This window comes from Nocardioides sp. (assembly GCF_041913365.1).
Classification (GTDB): Bacteria; Actinomycetota; Actinomycetes; order Propionibacteriales; family Nocardioidaceae; genus Nocardioides.
In genome coordinates this window covers 19,410-43,528 of the sequence record NZ_JAYSFM010000008.1, presented here as the reverse complement: position 1 = coordinate 43,528, position 24,119 = coordinate 19,410, and the positions used below count along the sequence as shown (strand labels likewise).

Annotated in this window: 18 protein-coding genes; 10 read left to right on the top strand and 8 right to left on the bottom strand. The window is 72.6% G+C overall.

Features of this window, described 5'->3' with window-relative positions:
* Positions 1-41: 41 nt before the first annotated feature.
* Together rpsI and rplM are read right to left on the bottom strand one after the other, a co-directional pair.
* Positions 42-542, bottom strand: coding sequence for a 30S ribosomal protein S9 (gene rpsI / locus ACE3QY_RS16850; RefSeq protein ID WP_310246911.1), 501 nt, complete (start codon positions 540-542; stop codon positions 42-44).
* A gap of 17 nt (positions 543-559) precedes the next feature.
* Positions 560-1,003 (bottom strand): 50S ribosomal protein L13, encoded by a 444-nt coding sequence (rplM, locus tag ACE3QY_RS16845; RefSeq protein ID WP_135838891.1) that lies wholly within the window; start codon positions 1,001-1,003, stop codon positions 560-562.
* 236 nt (positions 1,004-1,239) lie between these two features.
* Here rplM and ACE3QY_RS16840 point away from each other — a divergent pair, with 236 nt between their 5' ends.
* A complete protein-coding gene (locus tag ACE3QY_RS16840; protein WP_374457199.1) occupies positions 1,240-2,565 on the top strand; it encodes an NAD(P)/FAD-dependent oxidoreductase in 1,326 nt (441 codons plus the stop codon).
* Positions 2,566-2,676: 111 nt separating this feature from the next.
* A complete protein-coding gene (locus ACE3QY_RS16835) occupies positions 2,677-3,981 on the top strand; it encodes a citrate synthase (protein WP_374457198.1) in 1,305 nt (434 codons plus the stop codon).
* Between the two features lie 56 nt (positions 3,982-4,037).
* On the opposite strand, the gene pulA is transcribed toward ACE3QY_RS16835, so the two are convergent.
* The gene (gene pulA / locus ACE3QY_RS16830) at positions 4,038-9,743 is read right to left on the bottom strand and encodes a pullulanase-type alpha-1,6-glucosidase (RefSeq protein ID WP_374457197.1); all 5,706 of its coding nucleotides are present in this window, start codon (positions 9,741-9,743) and stop codon (positions 4,038-4,040) included.
* A gap of 131 nt (positions 9,744-9,874) precedes the next feature.
* Here pulA and ACE3QY_RS16825 point away from each other — a divergent pair, with 131 nt between their 5' ends.
* The 8 genes from ACE3QY_RS16825 to ACE3QY_RS16790 all read left to right on the top strand — a co-directional run bounded on the left by ACE3QY_RS16825 (position 9,875) and on the right by ACE3QY_RS16790 (position 18,975).
* On the top strand, positions 9,875-12,190 hold the full coding sequence (locus tag ACE3QY_RS16825; protein WP_374457196.1) for a helix-turn-helix domain-containing protein: 2,316 nt from the start codon (positions 9,875-9,877) through the stop codon (positions 12,188-12,190).
* A gap of 106 nt (positions 12,191-12,296) precedes the next feature.
* Positions 12,297-13,001 carry a hypothetical protein gene (locus tag ACE3QY_RS16820; RefSeq protein ID WP_374457195.1) on the top strand — a complete coding sequence of 235 codons (705 nt, stop codon included), beginning with the start codon at positions 12,297-12,299 and terminating at the stop codon, positions 12,999-13,001.
* Position 13,002: 1 nt separating this feature from the next.
* Complete coding sequence (locus tag ACE3QY_RS16815; RefSeq protein WP_374457194.1) at positions 13,003-13,542, top strand: SigE family RNA polymerase sigma factor; 540 nt, start codon at positions 13,003-13,005, stop codon at positions 13,540-13,542.
* A 28-nt stretch (positions 13,543-13,570) separates the two neighbouring features.
* Positions 13,571-14,089 carry a GNAT family N-acetyltransferase gene (locus ACE3QY_RS16810; RefSeq protein ID WP_374457193.1) on the top strand — a complete coding sequence of 173 codons (519 nt, stop codon included), beginning with the start codon at positions 13,571-13,573 and terminating at the stop codon, positions 14,087-14,089.
* A 98-nt stretch (positions 14,090-14,187) separates the two neighbouring features.
* A complete protein-coding gene (locus ACE3QY_RS16805; RefSeq protein ID WP_374457192.1) occupies positions 14,188-15,450 on the top strand; it encodes a S1C family serine protease in 1,263 nt (420 codons plus the stop codon).
* Positions 15,451-15,522: 72 nt separating this feature from the next.
* A complete protein-coding gene (locus ACE3QY_RS16800) occupies positions 15,523-16,674 on the top strand; it encodes an acyl-CoA dehydrogenase family protein (RefSeq protein WP_374457191.1) in 1,152 nt (383 codons plus the stop codon).
* A gap of 10 nt (positions 16,675-16,684) precedes the next feature.
* Positions 16,685-17,824 carry an acyl-CoA dehydrogenase family protein gene (locus tag ACE3QY_RS16795; protein ID WP_374457190.1) on the top strand — a complete coding sequence of 380 codons (1,140 nt, stop codon included), beginning with the start codon at positions 16,685-16,687 and terminating at the stop codon, positions 17,822-17,824.
* Positions 17,824-18,975, top strand: coding sequence for an acyl-CoA dehydrogenase family protein (locus tag ACE3QY_RS16790; protein ID WP_374457189.1), 1,152 nt, complete (start codon positions 17,824-17,826; stop codon positions 18,973-18,975). Before ACE3QY_RS16795 ends, ACE3QY_RS16790 begins: the two co-directional genes overlap by 1 nt.
* 6 nt (positions 18,976-18,981) lie before the next feature.
* On the opposite strand, the gene ACE3QY_RS16785 is transcribed toward ACE3QY_RS16790, so the two are convergent.
* The 5 genes from ACE3QY_RS16785 to ACE3QY_RS16765 are packed head-to-tail and all read right to left on the bottom strand — an operon-like array spanning position 18,982 to position 24,091.
* A complete protein-coding gene (locus tag ACE3QY_RS16785) occupies positions 18,982-19,590 on the bottom strand; it encodes a hypothetical protein (protein ID WP_374457188.1) in 609 nt (202 codons plus the stop codon).
* A 27-nt stretch (positions 19,591-19,617) separates the two neighbouring features.
* Positions 19,618-21,243: an NAD(P)-binding protein gene (locus tag ACE3QY_RS16780; protein WP_374457187.1), complete on the bottom strand. Its 1,626-nt coding sequence runs from the start codon at positions 21,241-21,243 to the stop codon at positions 19,618-19,620.
* Positions 21,243-22,244, bottom strand: coding sequence for a thiamine pyrophosphate-dependent enzyme (locus tag ACE3QY_RS16775; RefSeq protein WP_374457186.1), 1,002 nt, complete (start codon positions 22,242-22,244; stop codon positions 21,243-21,245). The genes ACE3QY_RS16780 and ACE3QY_RS16775 overlap by 1 nt, the downstream gene beginning before the upstream one ends.
* Before the next feature lie 10 nt (positions 22,245-22,254).
* The gene (porA, locus tag ACE3QY_RS16770) at positions 22,255-23,517 is read right to left on the bottom strand and encodes a pyruvate ferredoxin oxidoreductase (RefSeq protein ID WP_374457185.1); all 1,263 of its coding nucleotides are present in this window, start codon (positions 23,515-23,517) and stop codon (positions 22,255-22,257) included.
* Positions 23,501-24,091, bottom strand: a complete 591-nt coding sequence (locus ACE3QY_RS16765; RefSeq protein ID WP_374457184.1) for a 2-oxoacid:acceptor oxidoreductase family protein — start codon at positions 24,089-24,091, stop codon at positions 23,501-23,503. The genes porA and ACE3QY_RS16765 overlap by 17 nt, the downstream gene beginning before the upstream one ends.
* Positions 24,092-24,119 lie beyond the last annotated feature (28 nt).

Genomic DNA, 24,119 nt, shown 5'->3' with positions numbered 1-24,119 from the left:
CGCACCGTCCGGAGACGGTGCGGGCCTCGTGGGGCTGGAGATCAGCGCTTGGAGAACTGCGAGGCCTTGCGGGCCTTCTTGAGTCCGGCCTTCTTGCGCTCCACGACGCGGGCGTCGCGGGTGAGCAGACCGGCCTTCTTCAGCGCCGGGCGGTTGGCCTCGACGTCGACGGCGTTGAGCGCACGGGCCACACCGAGGCGCAGGGCGCCGGCCTGGCCGGCGATGCCGCCGCCGTGGATGCGGGCGATGACGTCGAAGCGACCCTCGAGCTGCAGCTCCACGAACGGCTCGTTCGCGATCTGCTGGTGCAGCTTGTTGGGGAAGTAGCTGTCCATCGAGCGGCCGTTGATGGTCCACTCGCCGGTGCCCGGGACGATGCGGACGCGGGCGACGGCCTCCTTGCGGCGGCCGGTCGCGCCGGCGGGCGCGATGGTGGCCGGGCGGGCGGGGGTGTCGGCCGAGGCGTCGCTCTCGGACGTGTAGGCAACGCCGTCGGCGTCGGTCTCGAAGGTCTCCTCGACCTCGGTGGTGTTCTCAGTCATGTATGAGTCCTCAGTCGTCACTGGGAGATCTGGGAGATCTCGAACGGAGTGGCCTTCTGGGCCGCGTGCGGGTGGTCGGGGCCGGCGTAGACCTTGAGCTTCTTCAGCATCTGGCGACCGAGCTTGTTCTTCGGGAGCATGCCCCACACGGCCTTCTCGATGGCCTTGCGGGCGTCCTTCTCGAGGAGCTCACCGAACGGGGTGGCCGAGAGGCCGCCCGGGTAGCCGGAGTGGCGGTAGGCCATCTTGGTGGTCTTCTTGGTCCCCGACAGCGACACCTTGGAGGCGTTCACGATGATCACGAAGTCGCCCATGTCCATGTGAGGAGCGAAGGTCGGCTTGTGCTTGCCGCGGAGGAGGTTGGCGGTCTGGACGGCGAGGCGGCCCAGGACCACGTCGGTGGCGTCGATGACGAGCCACTCACGCTGGATGTCAGCGGGCTTGGGGCTGTACGTGCGCACGGCGGTATCCCGTTCTGGTTCGTTGGTCCCGCCCCTCGGGCGAGGGGCGGCTGGTCGTGCTGCGGCTTCTGACGAACACGGCCCGGTTCGCTCCCTGGCTCCGCTCACGGAGACAAGGGATGACGTCCGGATCTGCACCCACACCCGGAGGGAGCGGACGCGGCAGGAGTCGCGACCAGCAAGGTTACGGCGCGGCGCTGGCGGGGGTCAAAACGGCGCAGTACCACAATGAGCCCGTGCGCAACGGCGGCGTGTCCTTCTGGTGGCAGCAGGTGGGCCTGCCCTCCCCCACCGACCGGCTGGCCGGCGACGCCGCGTGCGACGTGGCCATCGTAGGCGGCGGGCTGACCGGCCTCTGGACGGCGTACTACCTGCACGAGGCCGACCCCACCCTCGACATCCGGGTGCTCGAGGCCGAGTTCGCCGGCTTCGGGGCGTCGGGCCGCAACGGCGGCTGGCTGTCGAGCGAGCTCGCCGGCAGCGCCAGGACGTACGCCGGCGTGGCGGGCGAGGACGGCGTCGCGCGGCTGCGTGCCGCGCTGAGGGCGACGGTCGACGAGGTCATCGCGATCGCCGGGCGCGAGGGCATCGACGCCGACATCGTGCGCAGCGGCGTGCTGACCGTCGCCCGGTCGGCGGCGCAGGCGGAGCGGCTGCGGGGCGAGCTCGACGCGGCGCAGGTCGCCGAGCGGATCCGCGTCGCCGGCGCGGTCTCGGGCCACCTCGACCCCGACTGCGCGCGCGTCCAGCCGGCGAAGCTGGTGGCCGGGGTCGCCGGTGTCGTCCGCGGGCTCGGCGTGCGGCTCCACGAGGGCACCCGCGTCCTCCGCATCGAGCCCGGCGCCGCGGTCACCGAGCACGGCACCGTCCGCGCCCCCGTCGTGGTGCGCTGCCTCGAGGGCTTCACCGCCGGACTCACGGGCCACCGCCGCGACTGGCTGCCGATGAACTCCGCGATCGTGGTCACCGAGCCGCTGACTGCCGCCCAGTGGGACGACATCGGGTGGAGCGGCCAGGAGCTGCTCGGCGACGAGGCGCACGCCTACTGCTACGCCCAGCGCACCGCCGACGGCCGCATCGCCCTCGGCGGCCGCGGGGTGCCCTACCGCTTCGGGTCGCGCACGGACGTCGACGGCCGCACCCAGGGCTGGACGGTCGAGTCGCTGCGTTCGACGCTCACCTCGCTCTTCCCGTCGCTGCGCGGGATCGGCCTCGACCACGCCTGGTGCGGCGTGCTGGGCGTGCCGCGCGACTGGAGCGCGAGCGTGTCGTACGACGCCGCGACCGGTCTCGGCCACGCGGGCGGCTACGTCGGGTCCGGCCTCACCGCGACCAACCTGGCGGGCCGCACGCTGCGCGACCTGGTCCTGGGTCGGAGCTCCGACCTGACGGCGCTGCCGTGGACCGGCCACCACGTCCGCCGCTGGGAGCCCGAGCCGCTGCGCTGGGCCGGCGTGAACACCCTCTACCGGCTCTACCGGGCGGCGGACAGGCGCGAGGACGCAGGGCTGCCTCGCACCAGCCGCATCGCCCGGGTGGCGAACCGGGTGGCGGGCCGCTGATTCCGTGGTCCGGGTCTCAGGGGTGGACACCTGATTCGCGGTCGCCTGTGAGGCCGGACTAAGTTGAGGGGACACCCACAGACGTACAAAGACGTATGAACAGGAGCCGACGTGACCGACGTTGCGGCCAAGGATTCCCTGACTGTCACCGACAACCGGACCGGTCAGACGTACGACATCGCGATCACCGACAACACGATCGCCGCCAAGGACCTGGGGCAGATCCGCCTCACCGACGACGAGCCCGGCCTGGCCACCTATGACCCCGGCTTCGTCAACACCGCCTCGTGCCGCTCGTCGGTGACCTACATCGACGGCGACAAGGGCATCCTCGAGTACCGCGGGTACCCGATCGAGCAGCTCGCCGAGAAGTCCAACTTCCTCGAGGTGGCCTACCTCCTCATCCACGGCGACCTGCCCACCAAGGAGCAGTACGACGCGTGGGTGCACGAGATCACCTACCACACGTTCGTGCACGAGAACGTGAAGACCTTCATGCAGGGCTTCCGCTACGACGCCCACCCGATGGGCATGCTGATGGCCTCCGTCGGCGCGCTGTCGACGTTCTACCCCGACGCCCGCAACATCAGCGACGCGGACAACCGACACATGCAGATCGTCCGCATGATCGCCAAGATGCCGACGCTCGGCGCCTGGTCGTTCCGGCACGCGCAGGGCAAGCCCTACGTCTACCCCGACAACGACCTCGGCTACACCGCCAACTTCCTCTCCATGCTCTTCAAGATGAGCGAGTCGAAGTTCGAGGCCGACGAGCGCCTGGTCAAGGCCCTCGACGTGCTCTTCATCCTCCACGCCGACCACGAGCAGAACTGCTCGACCAACGCGGTCCGCTCGGTCGGCTCCTCGCAGGTCGACCCCTACTCGGCCGTCTCGGCCGGCGTGGGCGCGCTCTACGGCCCGCTGCACGGCGGCGCCAACGAGGCGGTCCTGCGGATGCTCCGGCGCATCGGCTCCACGGAGAACATCCCCGACTTCATCAAGGGCGTGAAGGACGGCAACGAGCGCCTGATGGGCTTCGGCCACCGGGTCTACAAGAACTACGACCCGCGCGCGAAGATCATCAAGAAGTCCGCCGAGGACGTCTTCGAGGTCACCGGCACCAACCCGCTCCTCGACATCGCCCTCGAGCTGGAGAAGATCGCGCTGGAGGACGAGTACTTCGTCAAGCGCAAGCTCTACCCCAACGTGGACTTCTACTCCGGCCTGATCTACGAGGCCTTCCAGTTCCCGCCGGAGATGTTCACCGTGCTGTTCGCCATCGGCCGCACGCCGGGCTGGCTGGCGCAGTGGGCCGAGCTGGTGCAGGACAAGGACCAGAAGATCGCCCGCCCGAAGCAGATCTACACCGGCGACCGGGAGCTCACCTTCACCCCGGCCTCCGAGCGCTGGGCGTAAGCCTTTCGTCGTACGTCGAACGCCCCCGGCCGCTGGCCGGGGGCGTTCGTCGTCGGTCAGCGCTCGAAGACCGCCGTCGTCCGAGCGGGCACCGTCACCGCGTCGGCGGCGACCGTGCTGCCCTTGACGACGTCGTCGGTGCCCGACGCCTGCACGTCGTGCAGCTGCCAGCCGCCGCCGGTGCCACCGACCGTCTGGGCCTCCGGGCTGGCGTTGAAGACCACCAGGATGCCGTCGCGGTCGGGGTCCGCGTCAGCGCCGGCGGTGTCGTCGACGAGCATCGCGATCACGCCGGGCTCGGCGTCGAGGAACGACACCTTGTCCTGGATCGCGCCCAGCGAGCCGAGGCGGAAGAGCCGCGAGGACATCCGGATCCGGAGCAGGTCCTGGGCTCGCGCGTGGGCCGCGTCCATCGCGGTGGGATCGGGGTCGAGCGCCGGGTCGGCCAGCAGGGGCCGCATGTAGGACCACTTGGCCTCGTTGTCGCCGCGCAGCGGCAGGCCGGAGCCGAAGGTGTTCTCGCGGCGCTGCCAGTCGACCCGGTTGAACCAGTCGCCGGAGTCGTAGGAGTTGCGGTCCAGGCTCTTCGAGCGGAGCAGGTCGGTGCCGGCGTGCCAGAACACCACGCCTTGGGAGAGGGCGACCGTCGAGAGCGACACGGTGTTCATCCGGACGCGGTCGGCCATCGACGTGCCCTGCGGCAGCTTGAAGGCCAGCGAGTCGTAGAGCGTCTCGTTGTCGTGGGCGTCGACGTAGGTGACGGTCTCCGACGGGTCGGCGGCGTAGCCGGCCGGCTGGTCGTTGTAGTCGACGTCGGACCCGACGACCACCTCGCCGCTGGAGTCGCGGAAGGAGAAGTCGGCCAGGTTGCCGGCCAGGCCGAGCTTGACCAGGTCCTGCGCGTGCAGCAGGTCGGCCAGCTGCTCCTCGGTCGTGCCGTTGACCTCCGCTCCGTTGGGGTCGGTGTAGAGGCCGGACCCGAAGCCCTGCACGCGCGGGTCCTCGTCGAACGGCCCGCCACCGCGTACGGCGTCGCGCAGCCGGTCGCTGAAGGAGCCGATGCCCGACCCGGCGAGGTTGCGCTGCGTGGCCTGCACGAAGCGCGCGTCGTCGGCGACCTCGCCGAAGTTCCAGCCCTCGCCGTAGAGGTAGATGCCCCTCCCGTCGACGCCGTCGCGCCTGACGGTGAGCCGGTCGAGGGCCGCCCGCAGGCGGGTCATGTTCTCGAGCGAGTGGTGGCCCATCAGGTCGAAGCGGAAGCCGTTGACCTTGTACTCGCGCGCCCAGGTGAGCACGGAGTCGATCATCAGCTTCTCCATCATCCGGTGCTCGGACGCAGTGTTGGAGCAGCACGTGGAGCTCTCGACCGTGCCGGTCGCGGAGAGCCGGTGGTAGTAGCCCGGCACCACCTTGTCGAGCACCGACTTGTCGTCCTGGCCCGACGCGGCGGTGTGGTTGTAGACCACGTCCATCACGACCTGCAGGCCGGCGGCGTTGAGGCCCTGCACCATCCGGCGGTACTCCACGGTGCGCCGGGTGCCCTCGGGATCGGTGGCGTACGACCCCTCCGGCGTCGTGTAGTGCAGCGGGTCGTAGCCCCAGTTGAAGCCGTCGCGCGAGCGCACCGCGTCGACGCACGCCTGCTGCTGCTCCGAGTCGCGCGGGAGCGAGGCGAGGTCGCAGGCGGGCGTCGCCTGCGCCGCGCGCCGCTCCTCGATGGTGGCGATGTCGAAGGCCGGCAGCAGGTGCACCGTGTTGAGGCCGGCGGCCGCGAGCCGCCGCAGGTGCCGCATGCCGGCGGACTCGGGGTGGGTGAAGGCGAGGTACGTCCCGCGCTCGGCGGCGGGCACGGTCTCGTCCGCGATGGAGAAGTCGCGCACGTGGAGCTCGTAGACGTTGCGGTCCTCGGGCTGGGCGATCGCCGGCGGCCGGGTGCGTGACCAGCCCGCGGGAGCGAGCGCGGGGTCGTCGAGGTCGACGACGAGCGAGGCCCGCGAGTTGGTGGTGAGCGCGACCGAGTAGGGATCCGTGACGCGGTTGGTGACGACCGCTCCGGCCGCCGGCGACCAGACCGTCACGTCGTAGGTGTAGGCGGCGCCCCTCCACGAGGCCGGCCCCGTGACCCGCCACGTGCCGTCGTCCTGCCGCGTCATCGGGACCCGGCGCCCGCCGACCTGGGCCGCGACGGACTGGGCGGTGGGGGCCCAGACCGCGAGCGTCGGCCGGCCACGGCTCCCCGTCACGCCGAGGTCGGCGCGGGCGGCGTCGGCGTACACGTCGTCGAGCACGCCCGGCACCTGCACGCCCGTCGCGTCGTGCAGCGCGCCGCCGGTGTCGTACGACGCCACGGCGAGCTGGCCGGTCAGCATCTCCGGCGCGCGCCGGGCCGCACTCCGGCTGAGCCGGAAGGCCTCGTAGCCGGCGAGGTGGGGGAAGTCCTCGAGCACGTCGGCGGGCAGGCCGTCGGGGTCGTGGGTCAGCGGGACGGAGGAGCCCCCGGTGACCGCCTCGGCGTCGACCGCCAGGTCGCCGGCGGTGGACCAGTGCAGCCGGTAGCGGCGGGAGGCCGGGTCGGGCACGTCCCACGCGACCAGGTCGCGACGCAGCCACTGCGCCTTGGCCTTGGTGAGGTCGGGAGAGGCACCGGCAGCACGTGTCGAGATCTGCAGCCGGTGGGTGGTCACGTCGTAAGTGAAGAGCACCTCGACCCCTCCCGCGGGGACGTCGAACGGGATGTTGGCTCCGTCGCGGGCACCGTCCTGGCCGTAGTTCTCGTCCCACGAGAGGCCGTGGGCGACCTTGGTCTCGTAGCTCCCGGCCGGCAGCGTGGTGGCGAACGTGTAGGTGCCGTCGCCGTCGAGGTCCTTCAGCCAGCTGCGCATGCAGCCCGGCGACCAGTCGGCCGGGCAGCCGAGCTCGGACTGGAAGCTGCCCGCGAGCGTGGCGATCGGCCCGTTGGCGTCGGTGGTGATCCAGTGCGAGGCGTGGTCGTAGAAGAAGGTCACGTCACGGGCCGCGGTCAGGTTCAACGGGATGTCGCCGCCTCCGCGCGCTCCGCCGGCGCCGTAGTTCTCGTCCCACGTGCCGTTGATCGCCGCCTTGTAGGCGTAGCTGCCCGCGGGCAGGGGGACGGTCCGGCGCCAGACCAGGTCGTCGGCGTTCAGCGACATCTGCGCCTCCGCGCAGCCCGGCTGCCAGTCGCCGGGGCAGCCGATCTCGCTGTTGTGGCTGCCGGGCATCGACACCGCGGCCGGCTGGTCGACGGGTCCGCCGCCCCCGCCCCCGCCCGGCGTCGGCTCCGACTCCGGGTCTCCGACGGTGGCGTACGACGACGCGACCGACAGGTGACCGCTGGTGTCGCGGAGCACCGCGCGGTACTCGAGCAGGGTGCCCTTCGGCAGCGCGCTGACGTCGTGGAAGACCCGGTAGGGCGCGTTGTCGTCGGTGCCGAGCGCGGTCCACTCCGTCGCCCCGACGGGGCGCCACGCGACGGTGACCTGGTTGAAGCCACCGTCGGGGACGCCGACGGTGATCGGCGAGCGGCCGCCGACGGTGCCGCCGGCCGACGGCTTCTCGAGGTGGATGGCGGGCGCCGACCCCCGGCTCGGGATCCGGCGGTCCGCGCGCCACACCACCGCCGACAGGGGCGGCACGGTGATCGTGGTGCGGGCCTCCTCGTCGGTGCGCAGGGTCGCGCCGCCGGACGGCCAGACGCGCGTGAACGAGCTGCGGGGCACCTCCGTCGCGACGGTCACCGTCTTCGCCGTGGTCGCGTTGTTGAGGGCGACGAGGAGCTCACGCCGCTCCCCCGCATCGATCCGGCTGAAGGCGTAGATCCCCGCGCTGTTGGACGCGTAGCGGTGCAGCTGGGCGCCGTCGGCCAGGGCGGGATAGGTCTTCCGCAGCCGCGCGAGGTCGCGGATCGTCCGGTAGATCGGGTGCCGGGTGTCGTAGTTCGCGTCGGCGGTGGTGGCGTCGGTGCCGATCAGGTCGTTGTCGTTGTAGCTGTCGACCCGACTCGGGAACATGTCCTCCCGGGCGTCCTTGTCGCCGCCGTCGCCGACGAAGCCCTGCTCGTCGCCGTAGTAGACGACCGGCTGACCGCGGGTGAGGTACATCAGCGCGTGCGCCAGCCGGTCTCTCTCGAGCACCGCGTCGGTGCCCTTGAGGAAGGTGCCGATCCGGCCCATGTCGTGGTTGCCCAGGAAGGTCGGCGAGGCGTAGGCGTTGGAGTCGGCGTCGGTGTACCAGTCGTCGGCGGCGAAGAAGTCGCGCAGCCGCGTGGTGGCGTTGCCCTTGGCGAAGCCGGTGCCCACGTCCTGGAACCCGAAGTCGAGCGTCGCGTCGAGGCGACCAGCGGTGCTGAACGTCGAGAGGTACGCCGGGTTGGCGTCGTACACCTCGCCGAAGGCGAAGAAGTCGCGGTTGCCGATCGAGGCCGCGTGCTCGCGGATGGCCGGTGCGAACTGCTGCCAGAACTCGAGGTTGACGTGCTTGGCGGTGTCGATGCGGAAGCCGTCGATGCCGAGGTCGACCCAGCTCTCGTAGATGTCGGTCATCCCGTCGACCACGTCGGGCTGCTCGGTGAAGAGGTCGTCGAGGCCGGAGAAGTCGCCGTACGTCGAGGACTCGCCGGCGAAGGTCGAGTCGCCGCGGTTGTGGTAATTCGTCGGGTCGTTGAGCCAGGCCGGCACCTTGACGGTGCGGTCCGCGTCGTCGCGGAAGACCGGGGTGTAGGGGAAGGAGGTCGCCGCGTCGAGCTGCGGGAAGGTGTCGCCGCCGGCGAAGTCGCGGTCGTCGAAGGGCTGTCCGGAGGCGTCCCGGAACGGCTCGGCGTCCTTGGCGACGTAGGTGTACTGACCCTCCCGGTAGCCGATGACGTCGGCGGTGTGGTTGGTGATGATGTCGAAGAAGACCTTGATGCCCCGACGGTGTGCCTTGTCGATGAACGCCTCGAGCTCGGCGTTGGTGCCGAAGTGCGGGTCGATGCGCGTGAAGTCGGTGACCCAGTAACCGTGGTAGCCGGCGCTGGCACCCGCGCCGGTGCCCTGGACGGGACGGTTCTTGAAGCTCGGGGTGAGCCAGATGGCGGTCGTGCCGAGCCCGGCGATGTAGTCGAGCCGGTCGGAGAGGCCCTGGACGTCGCCGCCGTGGAAGAAGCCCTTGTCGGTCGGGTCGAGGCCGGTGGCCATCCGGTCGCCGGTGAGGCCGCCGCTGTCGTTGGTCGGGTCGCCGTTGGCGAAGCGGTCGGCCATCACGAAGTAGAAGTTCTCGCGCGTCAGCGGCGCACGCAGCGAGGTGGTGGCCAGCCGCCGGTCGGCCGCGGTGGGCCGGGGCGAGGGCAGCTCGGCCGGGGCGACGGCGACCCGGTGGGTGGTGTCGTCGTAGGAGAAGCGCAGCCGGGCAGGCTGCTGGAGGACCAGCGGGATGTTGGCCCCGCCCGCCGTGCCACCGGCGCCGTAGTTCTCGTCCCAGGAGCCGTTGATCGTCACCTTGAGCTCGTACGACCCCGCGGGGACGTCGGCGACGAGGGCCCAGGTGCCGTCGTCCTGCCGTGCCAGCCCGGACTGCGGGCAGTCGGGCGCCCAGTCGGACGCGCAGCCCACCTCGCTCTGGAGGCTGCCGACGAGGGTGACGCTGGCCGGTGGGGTCTCGCGGTGGTCGGCGCGCGCGGGGCCGAGGGGTGCCAGCGAGGCCAGGAGGCTGACCAGCCCGGTCAGGGCGAGGAGCGGACGACGGGCGGGGCGAGGGGTGCGGCGCACAGGGACTCCCGAGAGGTGGGCCGAGGAATGTGGCGTCGATCACAGTAAGGGCCGTGCGAGAAGGCTTGCAATGGCTGCAAGAACTTTCAACGCGGCTTCACTACACTCCGGCCCGGGACAGGGGAGGTGCGGTGGGGACCGACGGGGCGAGCACGCTCGGGACGCTGCTGCGCGCCCTCCGCGAGTCGGCGGGCCTCTCGCAGGAGGAGCTGGCCGAGCGCGCGGGGTTGAGCCCGCACGCGATCAGCGCGCTCGAGCGCGGCACCCGCACCCGGCCCTACCCCCACACGCTGCGCTCGCTCGCCGGCGCGCTCGACCTCGACGAGGACCAGCGGGCGCGGCTGCTGGCCGCGGTGCCCGCGCGGTCCGCCCGCCCGTCGTCCGACCCGGCGCCCAGCCGCGCCCCGCGTGACCTGCCGACGCCCGCCACGCCGCTGGTCGGCCGCGACGACGACGTCGCGCGCGTCGCCGACCTGCTCCGGGCGAGCCGGCTGGTGACCCTCAGCGGGCTCGGGGGCGTGGGCAAGACCCGGCTGGCCCTGGCCGCGGCCGCGGAGGTGCGCCGGCGCTACGCCGACGGCGTACGCCTCGTGGAGCTCGCGCCGCTGCTCGAGGCGGACCAGGTGCTCCCGGCGATCGCGGACGCGGTCGACGCCCCTCGCGACCCGGCCCGTTCCGTGGCGGACGACGTCGCCGAGCAGCTGCGCGGGCAGCACCTGCTGCTCGTGCTCGACAACGCCGAGCACGTCCTGGACGCAGCGCCCGAGGTGGCCGCACTCGTCGAGGCGCTCCCCGACCTCACCGTGCTCACCACCAGCCGGGCGCCACTGAAGGTCCGCGGCGAGACCGAGTACGCCGTCGAGCCGCTCGAGGTGCACGACCTCCCGGACGGGTCGCCCTCGCCCGCGGCGCGCCTGCTGCTCGACCGGGCCCAGCGGGTCGCCCCCGGGTGGGGCGCCGACCCGGCCGAGGCGGCGGCCGTCGCCGCGACCTGCGAGCGGCTGGCGGGGCTCCCGCTGGCCCTCGAGCTCGCCGCCGCGCGCTCGCGCCTGCTCGACCCTGCCGCCCTGCTGGAGCGGCTCGACACCGCGCTCCAGGCCGGTCCGCGCGACCTGCCGCCCCGCCAGCGCACGATCCGCGCCACGCTGGACTGGAGCAACGGGCTGCTCGACGAGGACGGGCGACGGCTGCTGCGGCTGATGGGCGTCTTCGTCGGCGGCACCACCCTCGCCGACCTCGAGTCGGTGGCCGCGCGCGCCGGCGCCGGACCCGCCGATGTGGTGACCAGCCTCGAGTCGCTGGTCGAGCACTCCCTCGTCGTCGCAGAGCCCTCGGGCCGGCTCCGCCTGCTCGAGCCGGTGGCGCAGTACGCCCGCGGCCTGCTGCGCGAGTCGGGCGAGTGGGACGACGCCGCGCGCGCCCACGCCCAGCACTACCTGGCGGTGGCCACGGAGAACAGCTCGAGCTACAAGTACGGCGGGCAGGTCGAGGCGCTGGGCCGCATCGACCTCGAGCACGCCAACCTCACCGCGGCGGCCGAGCGCTCGCTGGCCCAGCACGACGTCGAGACGCCGGCGTGGATGGCGTGGGAGCTGTGGCTCTACTGGTGGCTCCGCGGGCACCACGACCACGGTCGGCGCTTCGCCGAGGGCGTGCTCCAGCACAGCGACCGGCTCCCCGCGCAGGCGCACGGCCGTGCGGCGCTGGCGGCGGCGACGATGGCCTTCGCGATGGACGACGTCGCGGCCGCCGGCGGGTGGTGGGCGCGCGCCCACGAGCACGCCGGGGACGACCTGGTGACGCTGTCCAACGCGGTCGCGGGCAACGGCCTGGTCGCGCTGGTGGTCGGTGACCTGGCCGCCGCCCGCGCGTCGTTCGAGGAGGCGATCGTGCACGCGGAGGAGGCGGGCGCCGAGGTCGAGTGGACCTGGGCGCTGGCCCACATCTGGCTCGGCACCGTCGCGCTGCTCGGCGGCGACGCCGACGAGGCAGTCCGGTGGGTCGAGGCGGGGCTGGGGTCGGCCCGGCGTCGCGAGGACCGCCTGACGTCGTACATCGCGCTCTACAACCTCTTCCAGGTCGAGATGAGCCGCGGCGACCACGCGGCGGCGCGACGCCACCTCGAGGAGGGCACCCGGCTCTCGCTCGAGACCGGCGACCAGGCCAACCTCGCCTACCTGCTCGACGCGGGCGCGGTGCTCGCGGCGGCCGCCGGGCAGCACGCCCGGGTGCCGCTCCTGCTGGGCGCGGCCCAGGCGATCCGCGAGGCCCTCGGCGCCCGTGGCTACGGCTACTACCGACCCGATCCGCACGCGATCGAGGACGCCGCGACCGACGCGCGCACCCACCTCGGGCAGGACCGCTACGACGACGCCCTCGACACCGGCCGCGGGTTCCGCGCCGACGAGGCGGCCGCCCTCCTGCGGGCGACGCCCGCGGACGCCTGACTCGCACACCACCCGTACACCTGCTCCTGTCCGTGGTGTGCGGACCCGTGCGATCCGAGGGTGGTGCCACGGCACACGACCGTGCCGCCCCGACCGAGGAGCCGCCATGAGCACGACCTACGACCCGACCACGACCGGCGCCGGGAGCAGCGCCGAGCGCAGCGCCCCGACCAGGCCCACCGGACGGGGCTGGGTGCTGGCCGGCACCGCCGCCGGCGTCCTCGGCCTGGTCGGCGGCATCTCCAGCGGGATGGTCGACGCGGTCTACGACCCCGACGTGTCGGGCGACCCCGCGGCCATCACCGACCGCCTCGCCGACAAGCTGCCCGAGATCCTCGTCTTCCACACCGCCACCATGGTGTCCTGCGTCCTGCTCGTGCTCTTCGCGGCCGGCCTGCACCGCCAGCTCCGGCGCCTCACCGGCCCCGACAGCCTGCTGCCCGGCGTGGCCGCGGCCGGCCTCGGGCTGGTCGCCGTCGCCCAGCTGCTCGGCGCCGGCCTCACGACCGAGTTCGCGTTCGCGCTGGCCGAGGACCCCGGGCTGGTGCTGCCGGAGAGCGCGGCGTTCTTCAACCACTGGATCGGCACGATCCCGTGGCTCTGGGGTGGCGCCGGACTCGCCGGGCTGGCCCTGGCGCGGGCAGCCAAGCAGGGCGCGTACGCCCGGTGGCTGGGCATCACCAGCCTGGTGCTGGGCGGCGTGACCGCGCTGTTCCTCGTCAGCCCGCTGCAGTACATGGCGGGCATGACCGGCCCGGTGTGGCTGGTCGTCGTCTCGCTCGGCCTGCTGCGCCCCGCGCGCGAGGCCTGAGATGACCGCCGAGGGCCACCAGGGCCTGCGGGTCGTCCCCGGCACGGACGGCGACCGCGATGCCGGCTTCACGTCGTACGTCGCCGCGCGACGACCCGCGCTGCTGCGCTGGGCCCGGGCGGTGGCCGGCGACCCGCACACCGCCGAGGACCTCCTGCAGGCCTCGCTCGTGCGGGTCCTCCCCCACTGGGAGGGCCTGCGCGAGCAGGCGGCGGCCGACGCCTACGTGCGCCGCACCATCACCCGTCAGCACGTCAGCTGGCAGCGGCAGCCGTGGCGGCGCGACGAGCGGCCGACCGAGGTGCTGCCCGAGCCCGTCACGCACCGCGACGAGCCGCACGCCGAGGACGGGCTGTGGGGCCTCGTCCTCGGCCTGCCGGCCCAGCAGCGGGCCACGGTCGCGCTGCGGTTCTACGAAGGCCTCAGCGTTGCCGAGACCGCCGCGGTCCTCGGCTGCTCCACCGGCACCGTCAAGTCCAACACCAGCCGCGGCCTCGCCGCGCTCCGCCGCCGCGCCACCGACGTCGCGCTGGCCGGCTGACCCCGGATCCGTTCTCGAGAGGAACCCCATGACCACCCCCACGACCTGGCTGCCCGACGACTTCCGCCACCCGGCGCGCGTCGAGGTGCCCTTCGGCCACCACCTGCGCCCGATCAGCCCCGACGACACCGATCTCGACATGGTCGCCGTGATGGGGTCCCGCGACCGGCTGTGGAGCATCTACGGCGAGGCGTGGGGGTGGCCGCCCGCCGACATGACCCACGACGCCGACCGGGCCGACCTGGCCCGCCACGCCGCGGAGATGGAGACGCGCGAGTCCTACAACTACGCCCTGTTCGACACCGACGAGACCGCGCTGCTCGGCTGCGTCTACATCGACCCGCCCGAGAAGCCGGGCGCCGACGCCGAGATCTCCTGGTGGGTCGTGGACGAGTGCGTGGGCACCGAGCTCGAGCAGGCGCTGGACGAGCTGGTCCCGCGGTGGATCGCCGAGTCGTGGCCGCTCGCCCGGCCCCGCTACGTCGGCCGCGACCTGTCCTGGGCGGAGTGGCTGGCGCTCCCCGACCTCCCGAGGCCGGCCCGGTGATCCTCGCCGGCATCCCCCGGCCGAGGTCCGGGGAGGTCTCTGCACCTTCCCAGCCGGTTCTCAGGGCATCCACAGGGTCGCGGAGCACGCTCGGAGGCATGAGCGACGCACAGTTCCCCCAGCACGGCGGCAGCCAGGCGCCCCAGCCGGGCAGCCCGGACCCCTACCAGCACGCCACCACCGCGTGGCCCGGTGGCGGGTCCGGCGGGGGCACCGGGACCGAGGAGCGGCCGGCGCCGCGCCGACGGCGTACGGGCCTCGCGGCGGCGGTCGTCGCCACGTCCCTCCTCGTGGGTGGCGGCGCCGGGCTGGGAGGGGCGGCCCTCTGGGACGCCACCCACGAGGACCCCGCGAGCAGCGCGAGCACCCAGGGACCGACGACCTCCACCGTCAGCCAGACGCAGGCACCCGCCGCGGACGGCTCGGTCGAGTCGGTGGCCCAGAAGGTGCTGCCCAGCGTCGTGAAGATCGACGTCACCGGCAGCCAGGGCAGCGCGTCCGGATCCGGGATCATCCTGACCGCCGACGGCACCATCCTCACCAACAACCACGTGGTCGAGATGGCCGAGGACGGCGGCTCGCTGAAGGTCTCCTTCGACGACGGCTCCAGCGCCGACGCCGAGATCCTCGGGACCGACCCGCTCACCGACACCGCCGTGATCAAGGCCCAGGACGTCTCGGACCTCACGCCCGCGACCATCGGCAAGTCCGCCAACCTGGGCGTGGGCGAGGGCGTCGTCGCCATCGGCTCCCCGTTCGGCCTCGACGCGACCGTGACCAGCGGCATCGTCAGCGCGCTCAACCGCCCGGTCAACGTCGGCTCCGACGACCAGGGCAACTCCACGACGTACCCCGCCATCCAGACCGACGCGGCGATCAACCCCGGCAACTCCGGCGGCCCGCTGGTCGACATGACCGGCGCCGTGATCGGCATCAACTCCTCGATCCGCACCGCCGCGTCGCAGTCGCCGTACGGCTCCTCGAGCGAGTCCGGCTCGATCGGCCTCGGCTTCGCCATCCCGATCGACGAGGTGATGCCGATCGTCGACCAGATGGCCCAGGGCGAGACGCCCACCCACGCCCGCCTCGGCATCACGGTCGGCAACCCGCAGTCGGGTGACGACGCCGGCGCCGTCGTGCGGGAGGTGACCTCCGGGTCGACCGCCGACAAGGCCGGACTGGCCTCGGGCAGCGTCATCACCAAGATCGACGACCAGCGCATCACCGACGCCGACTCGCTCGTCGCGACCATCCGCTCCTACCGCCCCGGCGACTCGGTGACCGTCACCTGGACCAGCAACGGCGAGGAGCAGAGCGCTGACCTCGTGCTCGACAGCGACGCCACCAGCAGCACCAGCTGACCGACCCCGTCGCCCGGATTCGGCCGGCCGCGCCATGATGGTGCGGCCGGCCCTTTCCTACCGAGGAGTCACATGCAGCTCGAGCTCAGTCCCGAGGACGCGGAGTTCCGTGACCGGATGCGGGAGTTCTTCACCACCAAGGTCCCCCAGGAGATCCGCGAGACCGTGCTGGATGGGCGGCACCTCACCCGGGACCAGATCGTCGAGGCGCAGCGCACCCTCAACGCCGAGGGGCTCGCGGTCCCGCACTGGCCGGTCGAGTGGGGCGGGCAGGACTGGACGGAGCTCCAGCGACACCTGTGGCACGAGGAGATGCAGCGCGCCGGGGTGCCGATCCCGTTGGCGTTCAACGCCTCGATGATCGGCCCGGTGCTTGCGCACTTCGGCACGCAGGAGCAGAAGGAGCGCTTCCTCCCGGCCACGGCCAACCTCGACATCTGGTGGTCGCAGGGCTTCTCGGAGCCCGACGCCGGGTCCGACCTCGCCGGCCTGCGGACCAGCGCGGTCCGCGACGGCGACGACTGGGTCGTCAACGGGCAGAAGACGTGGACCACCCTCGGACAGCACGGCGACTGGATCTTCACCCTCGTGCGCACCGACCCGGAGGTGAAGAAGCAGGCCGGCATCTCGCTGCTCCTCATCGACATGACCACGCCCGGCGTCGAGGTGCGTCCGATCGAGCTCATCGACGGCGGCCACGAGGTCAACGAGGTGTGGTTCACCGACGTGCGCGTGCCCGGCGACCTGCTGGTCGGCGAGCTCAACGGCGGGTGGACCATCGCCAAGTTCCTCCTCGGCAACGAGCGGGTCGGCGTGGCTCCGGTCGGGGCCACCAAGCGGGCGCTGTCGGCGCTCAAGGCCAACGCCGGGCCGCTGCTCGACGACCCGCTGGTCCGCGCACGCATCGCCGAGCTGGAGAACGACCTGCTCGCGCTCGAGCTCACCGCGCTGCGCGTGGTCGCGCACTCCTCCGACGGCGCCCCGCACCCGGCCTCGTCGGTGCTCAAGCTGCGTGGCACCGAGCTCCAGCAGGCGGTGAGCGAGCTCGCCCTCGACCTCGCCGGCCCGGCTTCGCTGGCCGCTCGTGCCGGCGACGACTCGCCCCAGGCCGGCTGGGCTCGACGCGCCGCACCGACCTACCTCAACCTCCGCAAGGCCTCGATCTACGGCGGGTCCAACGAGATCCAGCGCCAGATCATCAGCCGCACGATCCTGGGACTCTGAGGAGCCGACGATGGACTTCACGCACGACGACGAGCAGCAGGCACTCCGCGAGGCGGTCCGCGGCCTGCTCGCGACGACGTACGCCGACCACGAGGCGCGGCGCCGCACCGTCGCCGCCGACCCCGGCTTCGACGAGGCCTTGTGGGGCCGGCTGGCCGAGATGGGCGTGCTGGGCCTGCCGTTCAGCGAGGACGACGGCGGCGTGGGCGCCGGTCCGGTCGAGATCGGCATCGTGTGCCAGGAGCTGGGGCGGGTGCTGGCGCCGGAGCCCTACCTCGCCAGCGTCGTGCACGCCGGTGGGCTGGTGGCCGCGGTCGGCACCGCGTCGCAGAAGGCCGACCTGCTGGGCAGGCTCAGTGCCGGTGAGCTCGTCCTCGCCGCGGCCGACACCTCCCCCGGCGCGCGCTGGGCGTCCGGCACCGAGGGCGTGCGCGCCTCGGCCGCCGGCGACGCGTGGACACTCGACGGCGTGGCCGACCCCGTCGTCGGCGGCACCCGCGCCGACCACCTCGTGGTCACGGCGGCGCTCCCCGACGGCGGCACCGGCGTCTTCCTCGTCTCTGGCGACGACGTCGAGCGCACCGACTACGTCACGGCCGACCTGACCCGCGCGGCCACCGTCCGCCTCGAGGGCACGACCGCGACCCCGCTGGGCGAGCCCGGCCGCGACCTCGGTGCGAGCATCGCGACCATCAGCGACCTGACCCGCATCATGGGCGCCAACCAGGCGCTCGGCGTGATGCAGAGCCAGGTGCGGGCGACGACCGACTACCTGAAGAGCCGCAAGCAGTTCGGCGTCACGCTCAACACCTTCCAGGCCCTCAACTTCCGGGCGGCCGACATGTACGTCTCGCTGGAGATGGCACAGAGCATGGTCGACTGGGCCACGATGACGATCGCCCTCGGTGACCCCGACGCGGTGGCCGACGCCGCCGACCGGGTCGGCCTCACGATCAGCCGCACCGGGCGCCACATCGGCCAGGAGGCGATCCAGCTGCACGGCGGCATCGGCATGACCGCGGAGTACGCCGTCGGCGTCGGCACCGCCCACCTCGAGGTCCTCGAGCAGTGGCTCGGCAACGGCGGACACCACCTCGGCCGTCTCGCCGCCCGCGTCGACGACCACGACCTGGTGGAGGCGCTGGGCTGATGGACCTCTCGCTCACCGAGGACCAGCAGGCCTTCCGGGCGCTGGCGCGCGACTTCCTCGAGCGCGAGGCCGTCCCGCACCGGATGCAGTGGGACCACGACGAGTCCGTCGACCTCGCGATCGTGCCGAGGATGGCCGAGCTCGGCTTCTTCGGGCTGACCATCCCGGAGCACTACGGCGGCGTCGGCGGCGACTACGTCACCTACTCCCTCGCCATGGAGGAACTCGGCCGCGCCGACTCCGCGCTGCGCGGCATCGTCTCGGTCAGCAGCGGGCTGGTCGGCAAGTCGATCCTCGTCCACGGCACCGAGGAGCAGAAGCAGGAGTGGCTGCCGCAGCTCGCGGCAGCCACGAAGCTCGGCTGCTTCGGCCTCACCGAGCCCGGCACCGGCTCCGACGCCGGCAACCTCACCTCGCGGGCGACCCGCGACGGGTCGGACTGGGTGGTCACCGGGCAGAAGCTCTTCATCACCAACGGCACCTGGGCCGACGTCGCGCTCGTCTTCGCACGCACCAGCGACGACGGCCCGCGCGGCGTGACGGCGTTCCTGGTGCCGACCGACAGCCCCGGCTTCGAGGCACGCGAGGTCCGCGGCAAGCTGGGGCTGCGCGGCCAGGCGACCGCCGAGCTGTTCCTCACCGACGTACGCGTCCCGGATGGCGCGCGGCTCGGCGAGGTCGGCCAGGGCTTCAAGATCGCGATGGGCACGCTCGACAAGGGCCGGCTGGCGGTCGCCTCGGGCTGCGTCGGGATCGTGCAGGGCTGCCTCGAGGCGTCGGTGGCGTACGCCACCCAGCGCACGCAGTTCGGCAAGCCCATCGCGTCCTTCCAGCTCGTGCAGGACCTGATCGCCGACATGTCGGTCGACGCCGACGCCGCCCGCCTGCTCGCCTGGCGGTGCGCCGACCTGATCGACCGCGGCGAGCCCTACGGCGTGGCCGCTTCCAAGGCCAAGCTCTTCGCCTCGGAGGCCGCGGTCCGCGCCGCCAACAACGCCGTCCAGGTGCACGGCGGCGCCGGCTACGTCGACGACTTCCCGGTGGCGAAGTACCTCCGCGACGCCCGCGTGATGACGCTCTACGAAGGCACCTCCCAGATCCAGAAGCTGCTCATCGGCCGCGCGGAGACGGGCGTCAGCGCCTTCACCTGACCGGCGTCAGCGAGAAGTCTGCGAGCTCCGCCGGAACAGCTCGACCAGCAGGTGGGCGTAGCCCACGGTGTCGTCGATCGCCTTGTGGGTGTGCTCGACGTCGCCGAACCACTCGCTGGGGAGCGTGTCGACGTCGACCAGCCCGGCGGACGCACCGGTGACGGCCGCTGCGTAGCTCCTGAGGCACAGGCCGCCGCCGACGAACAGCCGGTCGTCCTCGTGGTGGCCCTGCCGGATGCCGTAGGGGGTGAAGCGCCGCAGGTAGTGGTCCATCCAGATGCCGTCCAGGGCCAGCGGGAAGGCAGCGAACATGCGCGGCCACGGCAGCTCGCGGATCCACGCGACGTAGCGCTCCATCACCTGCACGACGGGCTCGGGGTCGGCGGTCGCAGCCGCCCAGGCGTCGGGCTGGGTGGCGAACCACTCCATCGTCCTCGCGTCCGGGGCCGTGCCCGGCAGCGGCTCGAGCACGGCCTCGAACCGCCCGTGCTCGGTGCCGTCCGCGGCCACCGCGACCGAGGCGAAGGAGCGCATGGAGTTGATGCCGGGCCACGGGCCGTCGAGCTCGACGTCCGTCACGACGTAGGTCCAGGGGTCGGGAGGCGTCGGGATCACGCGCGCCAGTATGGCGGCGGGACCCGCTCAGATGTCCTCGGGGAACATCTGGATCGCTCCCGACGGGCACTCGGCGACGCAGAGCCCGCACCCCTTGCAGTAGTCGAGGTCGATCAGGTACTTCTCCCCGGGGCCGAGCTTGATCACCGCGTTGTCGGGGCACACGCCGTAGCAGTTGTCGCACTCGAAGCAGTTGCCGCACGACAGGCAGCGCCTGGCCTCCATCAGGGCCGTCGTCTCGTCGTGGCCGAGCACCACCTCGTCGAAGGTCGACTCGCGGCGGGCACGGTCCAGCACGGGCCGGTGGGCACGGGGCGCGTCGGAGTAGTACCAGGTGTTGAGGGTGTCGAAGGTCGCCAGCGCCGGACGTACGCCGGGCTCCGGCGCCTCGGCGCACAGCCAGGCGTCGATGTGGCGGGCCGCCCGCTTGCCATGCCCGACGGCGACCGTGACCGACCGCTCGTACGGCACCATGTCGCCGCCGGCGAAGACACCGGGGCAACCGGTCATCAGGTCCTCCGCGACCGAGACCACCCCGTCCTCGACGACCAGCCCGGGCACCCCGTCGAGCAGGCCCAGGTCCGTCTCCTGCCCCAGCGCGAGGACCAGCGAGTCGGCGTCCAGCTCCTCGAGCTCGCCGGTGGGCTGGGGGAAGCCGGCCTCGTCGAGCTCCATCCGCTCCACGGTGAGCGTGCCCGACCCGACCTGCGTGATGGTGGACAACCACTTGAAGAGCACGCCCTCGTCCTCGGCCTCGCGCAGCTCCGACTCGTGGGCCGGCATCCGGTCGCGGGTGCGTCGGTAGACCACGATCGCCTCGGCGGCGCCCAGCCGCCGGGCCGTGCGGGCCGCGTCCATGGCGGTGTTGCCGCCGCCGTAGACGGCCACGCGACGGCCGAGCAGCGGCTTCTCCCCCGCCTCGAGGTCGCGGAGCATCGTGACGGCGTCGAGGACGTGCGCCGCCGACCCTGCGGGGATGTAGGCCCGCTTGCCCAGCTGGGCGCCGACGGCGAGGAAGACCGCGTCGTAGTCCTGTCGGATCGACTCCAGGTCGGTGACCTTGGCGTCCAGCTCCAGGACGACGCCGAGGTCGAGGATGCGCTGCACCTCGGCGTCGAGGACGTCGCGCGAGAGCCGGTAGCGCGGGATGCCGAACCGCATCATCCCGCCGGCCATCGGGCCGGCCTCCTTGATCGTGACGGCGTGCCCGCGGCGCGCCAGGTGGTAGGCCGCCGACAGGCCCGACGGTCCGGCGCCGACGACCAGGACCTTCCGTCCGGTCGGGGGCACCTCGACGGAGATGGTCCAGCCCTGCCGGATGGCCTCGTCCCCGACGAACCGCTCCACCGAGTTGATCCCGACCGCTTCGTCGAGCTGCCCGCGGTTGCAGGCGGTCTCGCACGGGTGGTAGCAGACCCGGCCCATGACGGCCGGGAACGGGTTGTCGTCCATGATCCGGCGCCACGCGCGCTCGTAGCCGGCACCGCCCTCCTCGGCCTCGTAGAGCCAGGCCTGGACGTTCTCACCGGCCGGGCAGGAGTCGTTGCAGGGCGGCATCCGGTTGGTGTAGACGGCGCGCTCGGTGCGCCACGAGCCGGTCTTGTTGGCCCGGCTGGTGCCGACGTCGAGGGTGATCGCGAACGGCTTGTCCATCACTCGTCCCCTTCCGGGAGCAGGCCGAACCGGGCGATGTTGCGGTCGGCCCTCGCCTGCAGGCGCGCCACGAGGTCCGGGCGCGGAGGGTCGCCGAAGAGGTGTGCGAAGCGCCGCTGGGGACGGAGGTACTCCTCGACGGGGACCTGGGCGCGGATCCTGGACACCTCGGTGACGGTCCCGCCCTCCGCCTCGAAGACGGGGAAGAGACCGGTCTCCTTCGAGAGCCGCGCGAGCCGGACCGTGTCCGCCGAGTCCGCGCCCCAGCCGAGCGGGCAGGGCACGAAGACGTGGAGGTAGCGCGCGCCGCGGAAGGTCATCGCCTTCTCCACCTTGTACTCCAGGTCCCGCAGCTCGGCGACGGTCGCGGTGGCGACGTAGGGGATCTCGTGGGCCATCGCGATCAACGGCACGTTCTTGCCCTGCCCGAAGACGTTGCCCGGGTGGTCGCCGAGTGCCTTGGTGGTGGCCGTGGTCGCCGCGGGTGGCGTGGCGCCCGAGCGCTGCACGCCGGTGTTCATGTAGCCCTCGTTGTCGTAGCAGACGAAGAGCACGTCGTCATTGCGCTCGAACATCCCCGACAGCGTGCCGAAGCCGATGTCGACCGTGCCGCCGTCGCCGGCCTGGCCGACCACCCGGATGTCCTCTCGCCCCTGGGCGCGCAGCGCCGCGGCGACGCCTGCCGCGACCGCCGGGCCGTTGCCGAAGAGGGAGTGCAGCCAGGGCAGCTGCCACGACGACTCGGGGTACGGCGTGGAGAACACCTCGAGGCAGCCGGTGGAGTTCACCGCGACGAGCTTCCCCGCAGTGGCGCGCATCGCGGCGTCGAGCACGTAGCGCGCACCCAGCGCCTCCCCGCAGCCGCGGCAGGCCCGGTGGCCCGACGTGATCGAGTTGGAGCGGCCGGTGCGGGCCTGCACCGAGCGCTGCTCGGGGTCGAGCAGGCGGTTGCCCGCGACGAAGGTGCCCGTCTGGTAGAGCTTGATCTCCTGGAACGCCATCACGCCCCTCCTACTCGTAGGCCCCGGACGCGACCGTGCCGAGGGCGCGCAGCATGTTCTCCGCGTGGGGACCCGGCCGCTCGCCGTGGCGGGCTCGCTCGAGCTCGCGCTGCACGAGCTCGTGGTCCAGGTCGAGGAAGTGCAGGCGGCCCGCGTCGACGCGCCCCGCGAGCACGTCGTCGAGCAGCCCCCGCAGGGACGCGCGGGTGATCGGTCGGCCGCCCAGGCCGGCCACGACGTCGTACACCTCGACGGGCAGGCTGCGGGTGGCGTCGCGGACGTTCTGGCCCACGATGCCCCCCGCGCCCACCGCGAACGCCTTCTCCACCACGACCACCCGCCGGGCACCCGCCAGCGCGGCGCGCACCTCCGCCACCGGCCACGGGCGGAAGCAGGTGATCCCCAGTGCCCCGATGCGGTGGCCCTCCTCGCGCATCGTGTCGACGACCTCCTCGATCGTGCCGAGCACCGAGCCGAGGGCGACGACGACGGTCTCCGCGTCGTCCACGCGGTAGGGCTTCAGCAGGCCGCCGGACGACCGGCCGAAGGCCGTGCGGAAGTCGTCGGCGATCGCCGGGACCTCGTCGAGGGCGGCCATCTGCTTGACGTGCATCAGGTACTTCACCTCCGCGAAGGCCTCGGGCCCGACCATCGCGCCGATCGTCACCGGGTCCTCGGGGTCCAGGGCCTGCTGGGGGACGAAGCGGGGCAGGAACGCGTCGACCTGCTCCTGGTCGGGGAGGTCCACCTCCTCGAAGGCGTGCGTGAGGACGAACCCGTCCATGCACACCATCACCGGCACCGACAGCGACTCGGCGAGGCGGTAGGCCTGGAGGTGCAGGTCGACGGCCTCCTGGTTGGAGTCGGCGTAGAGCTGGATCCAGCCGGAGTCGCGCATCGCCATGGCGTCGGAGTGGTCGTTCCAGATGTTGATCGGCGCGCCGATCGCGCGGTTGGCGACCGTCATCACGATCGGCAGGCCGAGACCGGAGGCGTTGAACAGCGCCTCCGCCATGAACAGCAGCCCCTGGCTCGACGTCGCCGTGTAGGTCCGGGCGCCGGCACCCGCCGCGCCGATGCAGGCCGACATGGCGCCGAACTCGGACTCGACCATGAGGTACTCGCAGCCCAGGAGCTCGCCGGTCCGGACGCGGTCGGACAGCGACTCCACGATGTGGGTCTGCGGGGAGATCGGGTACGCCGCGATGACCTGCGGGCGGCACAGCGTCACCGCGCGCGCCACGGCCTGGGACCCCTCAACCTGACGGAGCATCTGCGGACCTCCTCACGGACCGGCGTACGTGCTCGTGGGCGGCCTCGGCCGCCCGGACGTTGCCCTCGCCCAGCAGGCCCGGGAACCGCTCGCGCACGGCATCGGCGACGGCCTCCAGCGAGACCTGCCCGGTGAGCGCGGCGAAGGCCCCGAGCAGCGGCACGTTGGGCACCGGACGTCCCACGTGCTCCCGCGCGATCTCGGTGGCCGGCACGGTGACCACGTGGTCGGGCGCGAGGCGCCCGGCGAGCTCGCCCAGGCCGAGGGACTCGAGCGTGGACGACGTGTTGAGCACCAGGTAGCCGTCCGCACCCAGACCGGCGAAGAGGTCGACCTGGTGGAGCAGCGTGGGGTCCTGGACGACCAGCGCGTCGGGGTGGGTGATCGGCTCACGCAGCCGGATCGGCCGGGTGTCGATCCGACAGAAGGCGACCACGGGCGCACCGGTCCGCTCGGAGCCGAACGTCGGGAACGCCTGCGCGTGCCGGCCCTCGTCGAAGGCCGCCACCGAGAGCAGCTCGGCGGCGGTCACGGCCCCTTGGCCGCCCCTGCCATGGATGCGTACGGCAAACACGGTGCCTCCTCCGTCTCCCGGAGGTTAG

Excerpts from the sequence above, each read along its gene's own strand:
- ACE3QY_RS16815 (WP_374457194.1), top strand. The coding sequence starts at position 13,003 with ATGACCGCCGAGGGCCACCAGGGCCTGCGGGTCGTCCCCGGCACGGAC.
- porA (WP_374457185.1), bottom strand. The coding sequence starts at position 23,517 with ATGCTCCGTCAGGTTGAGGGGTCCCAGGCCGTGGCGCGCGCGGTGACG.
- ACE3QY_RS16795 (WP_374457190.1), top strand. The coding sequence starts at position 16,685 with ATGGACTTCACGCACGACGACGAGCAGCAGGCACTCCGCGAGGCGGTC.
- ACE3QY_RS16805 (WP_374457192.1), top strand. The coding sequence starts at position 14,188 with ATGAGCGACGCACAGTTCCCCCAGCACGGCGGCAGCCAGGCGCCCCAG.
- ACE3QY_RS16800 (WP_374457191.1), top strand. The coding sequence starts at position 15,523 with ATGCAGCTCGAGCTCAGTCCCGAGGACGCGGAGTTCCGTGACCGGATG.
- ACE3QY_RS16790 (WP_374457189.1), top strand. The coding sequence starts at position 17,824 with ATGGACCTCTCGCTCACCGAGGACCAGCAGGCCTTCCGGGCGCTGGCG.
- ACE3QY_RS16810 (WP_374457193.1), top strand. The coding sequence starts at position 13,571 with ATGACCACCCCCACGACCTGGCTGCCCGACGACTTCCGCCACCCGGCG.
- ACE3QY_RS16775 (WP_374457186.1), bottom strand. The coding sequence starts at position 22,244 with ATGGCGTTCCAGGAGATCAAGCTCTACCAGACGGGCACCTTCGTCGCG.
- rpsI (WP_310246911.1), bottom strand. The coding sequence starts at position 542 with ATGACTGAGAACACCACCGAGGTCGAGGAGACCTTCGAGACCGACGCC.
- ACE3QY_RS16820 (WP_374457195.1), top strand. The coding sequence starts at position 12,297 with ATGAGCACGACCTACGACCCGACCACGACCGGCGCCGGGAGCAGCGCC.
- ACE3QY_RS16780 (WP_374457187.1), bottom strand. The coding sequence starts at position 21,243 with ATGGACAAGCCGTTCGCGATCACCCTCGACGTCGGCACCAGCCGGGCC.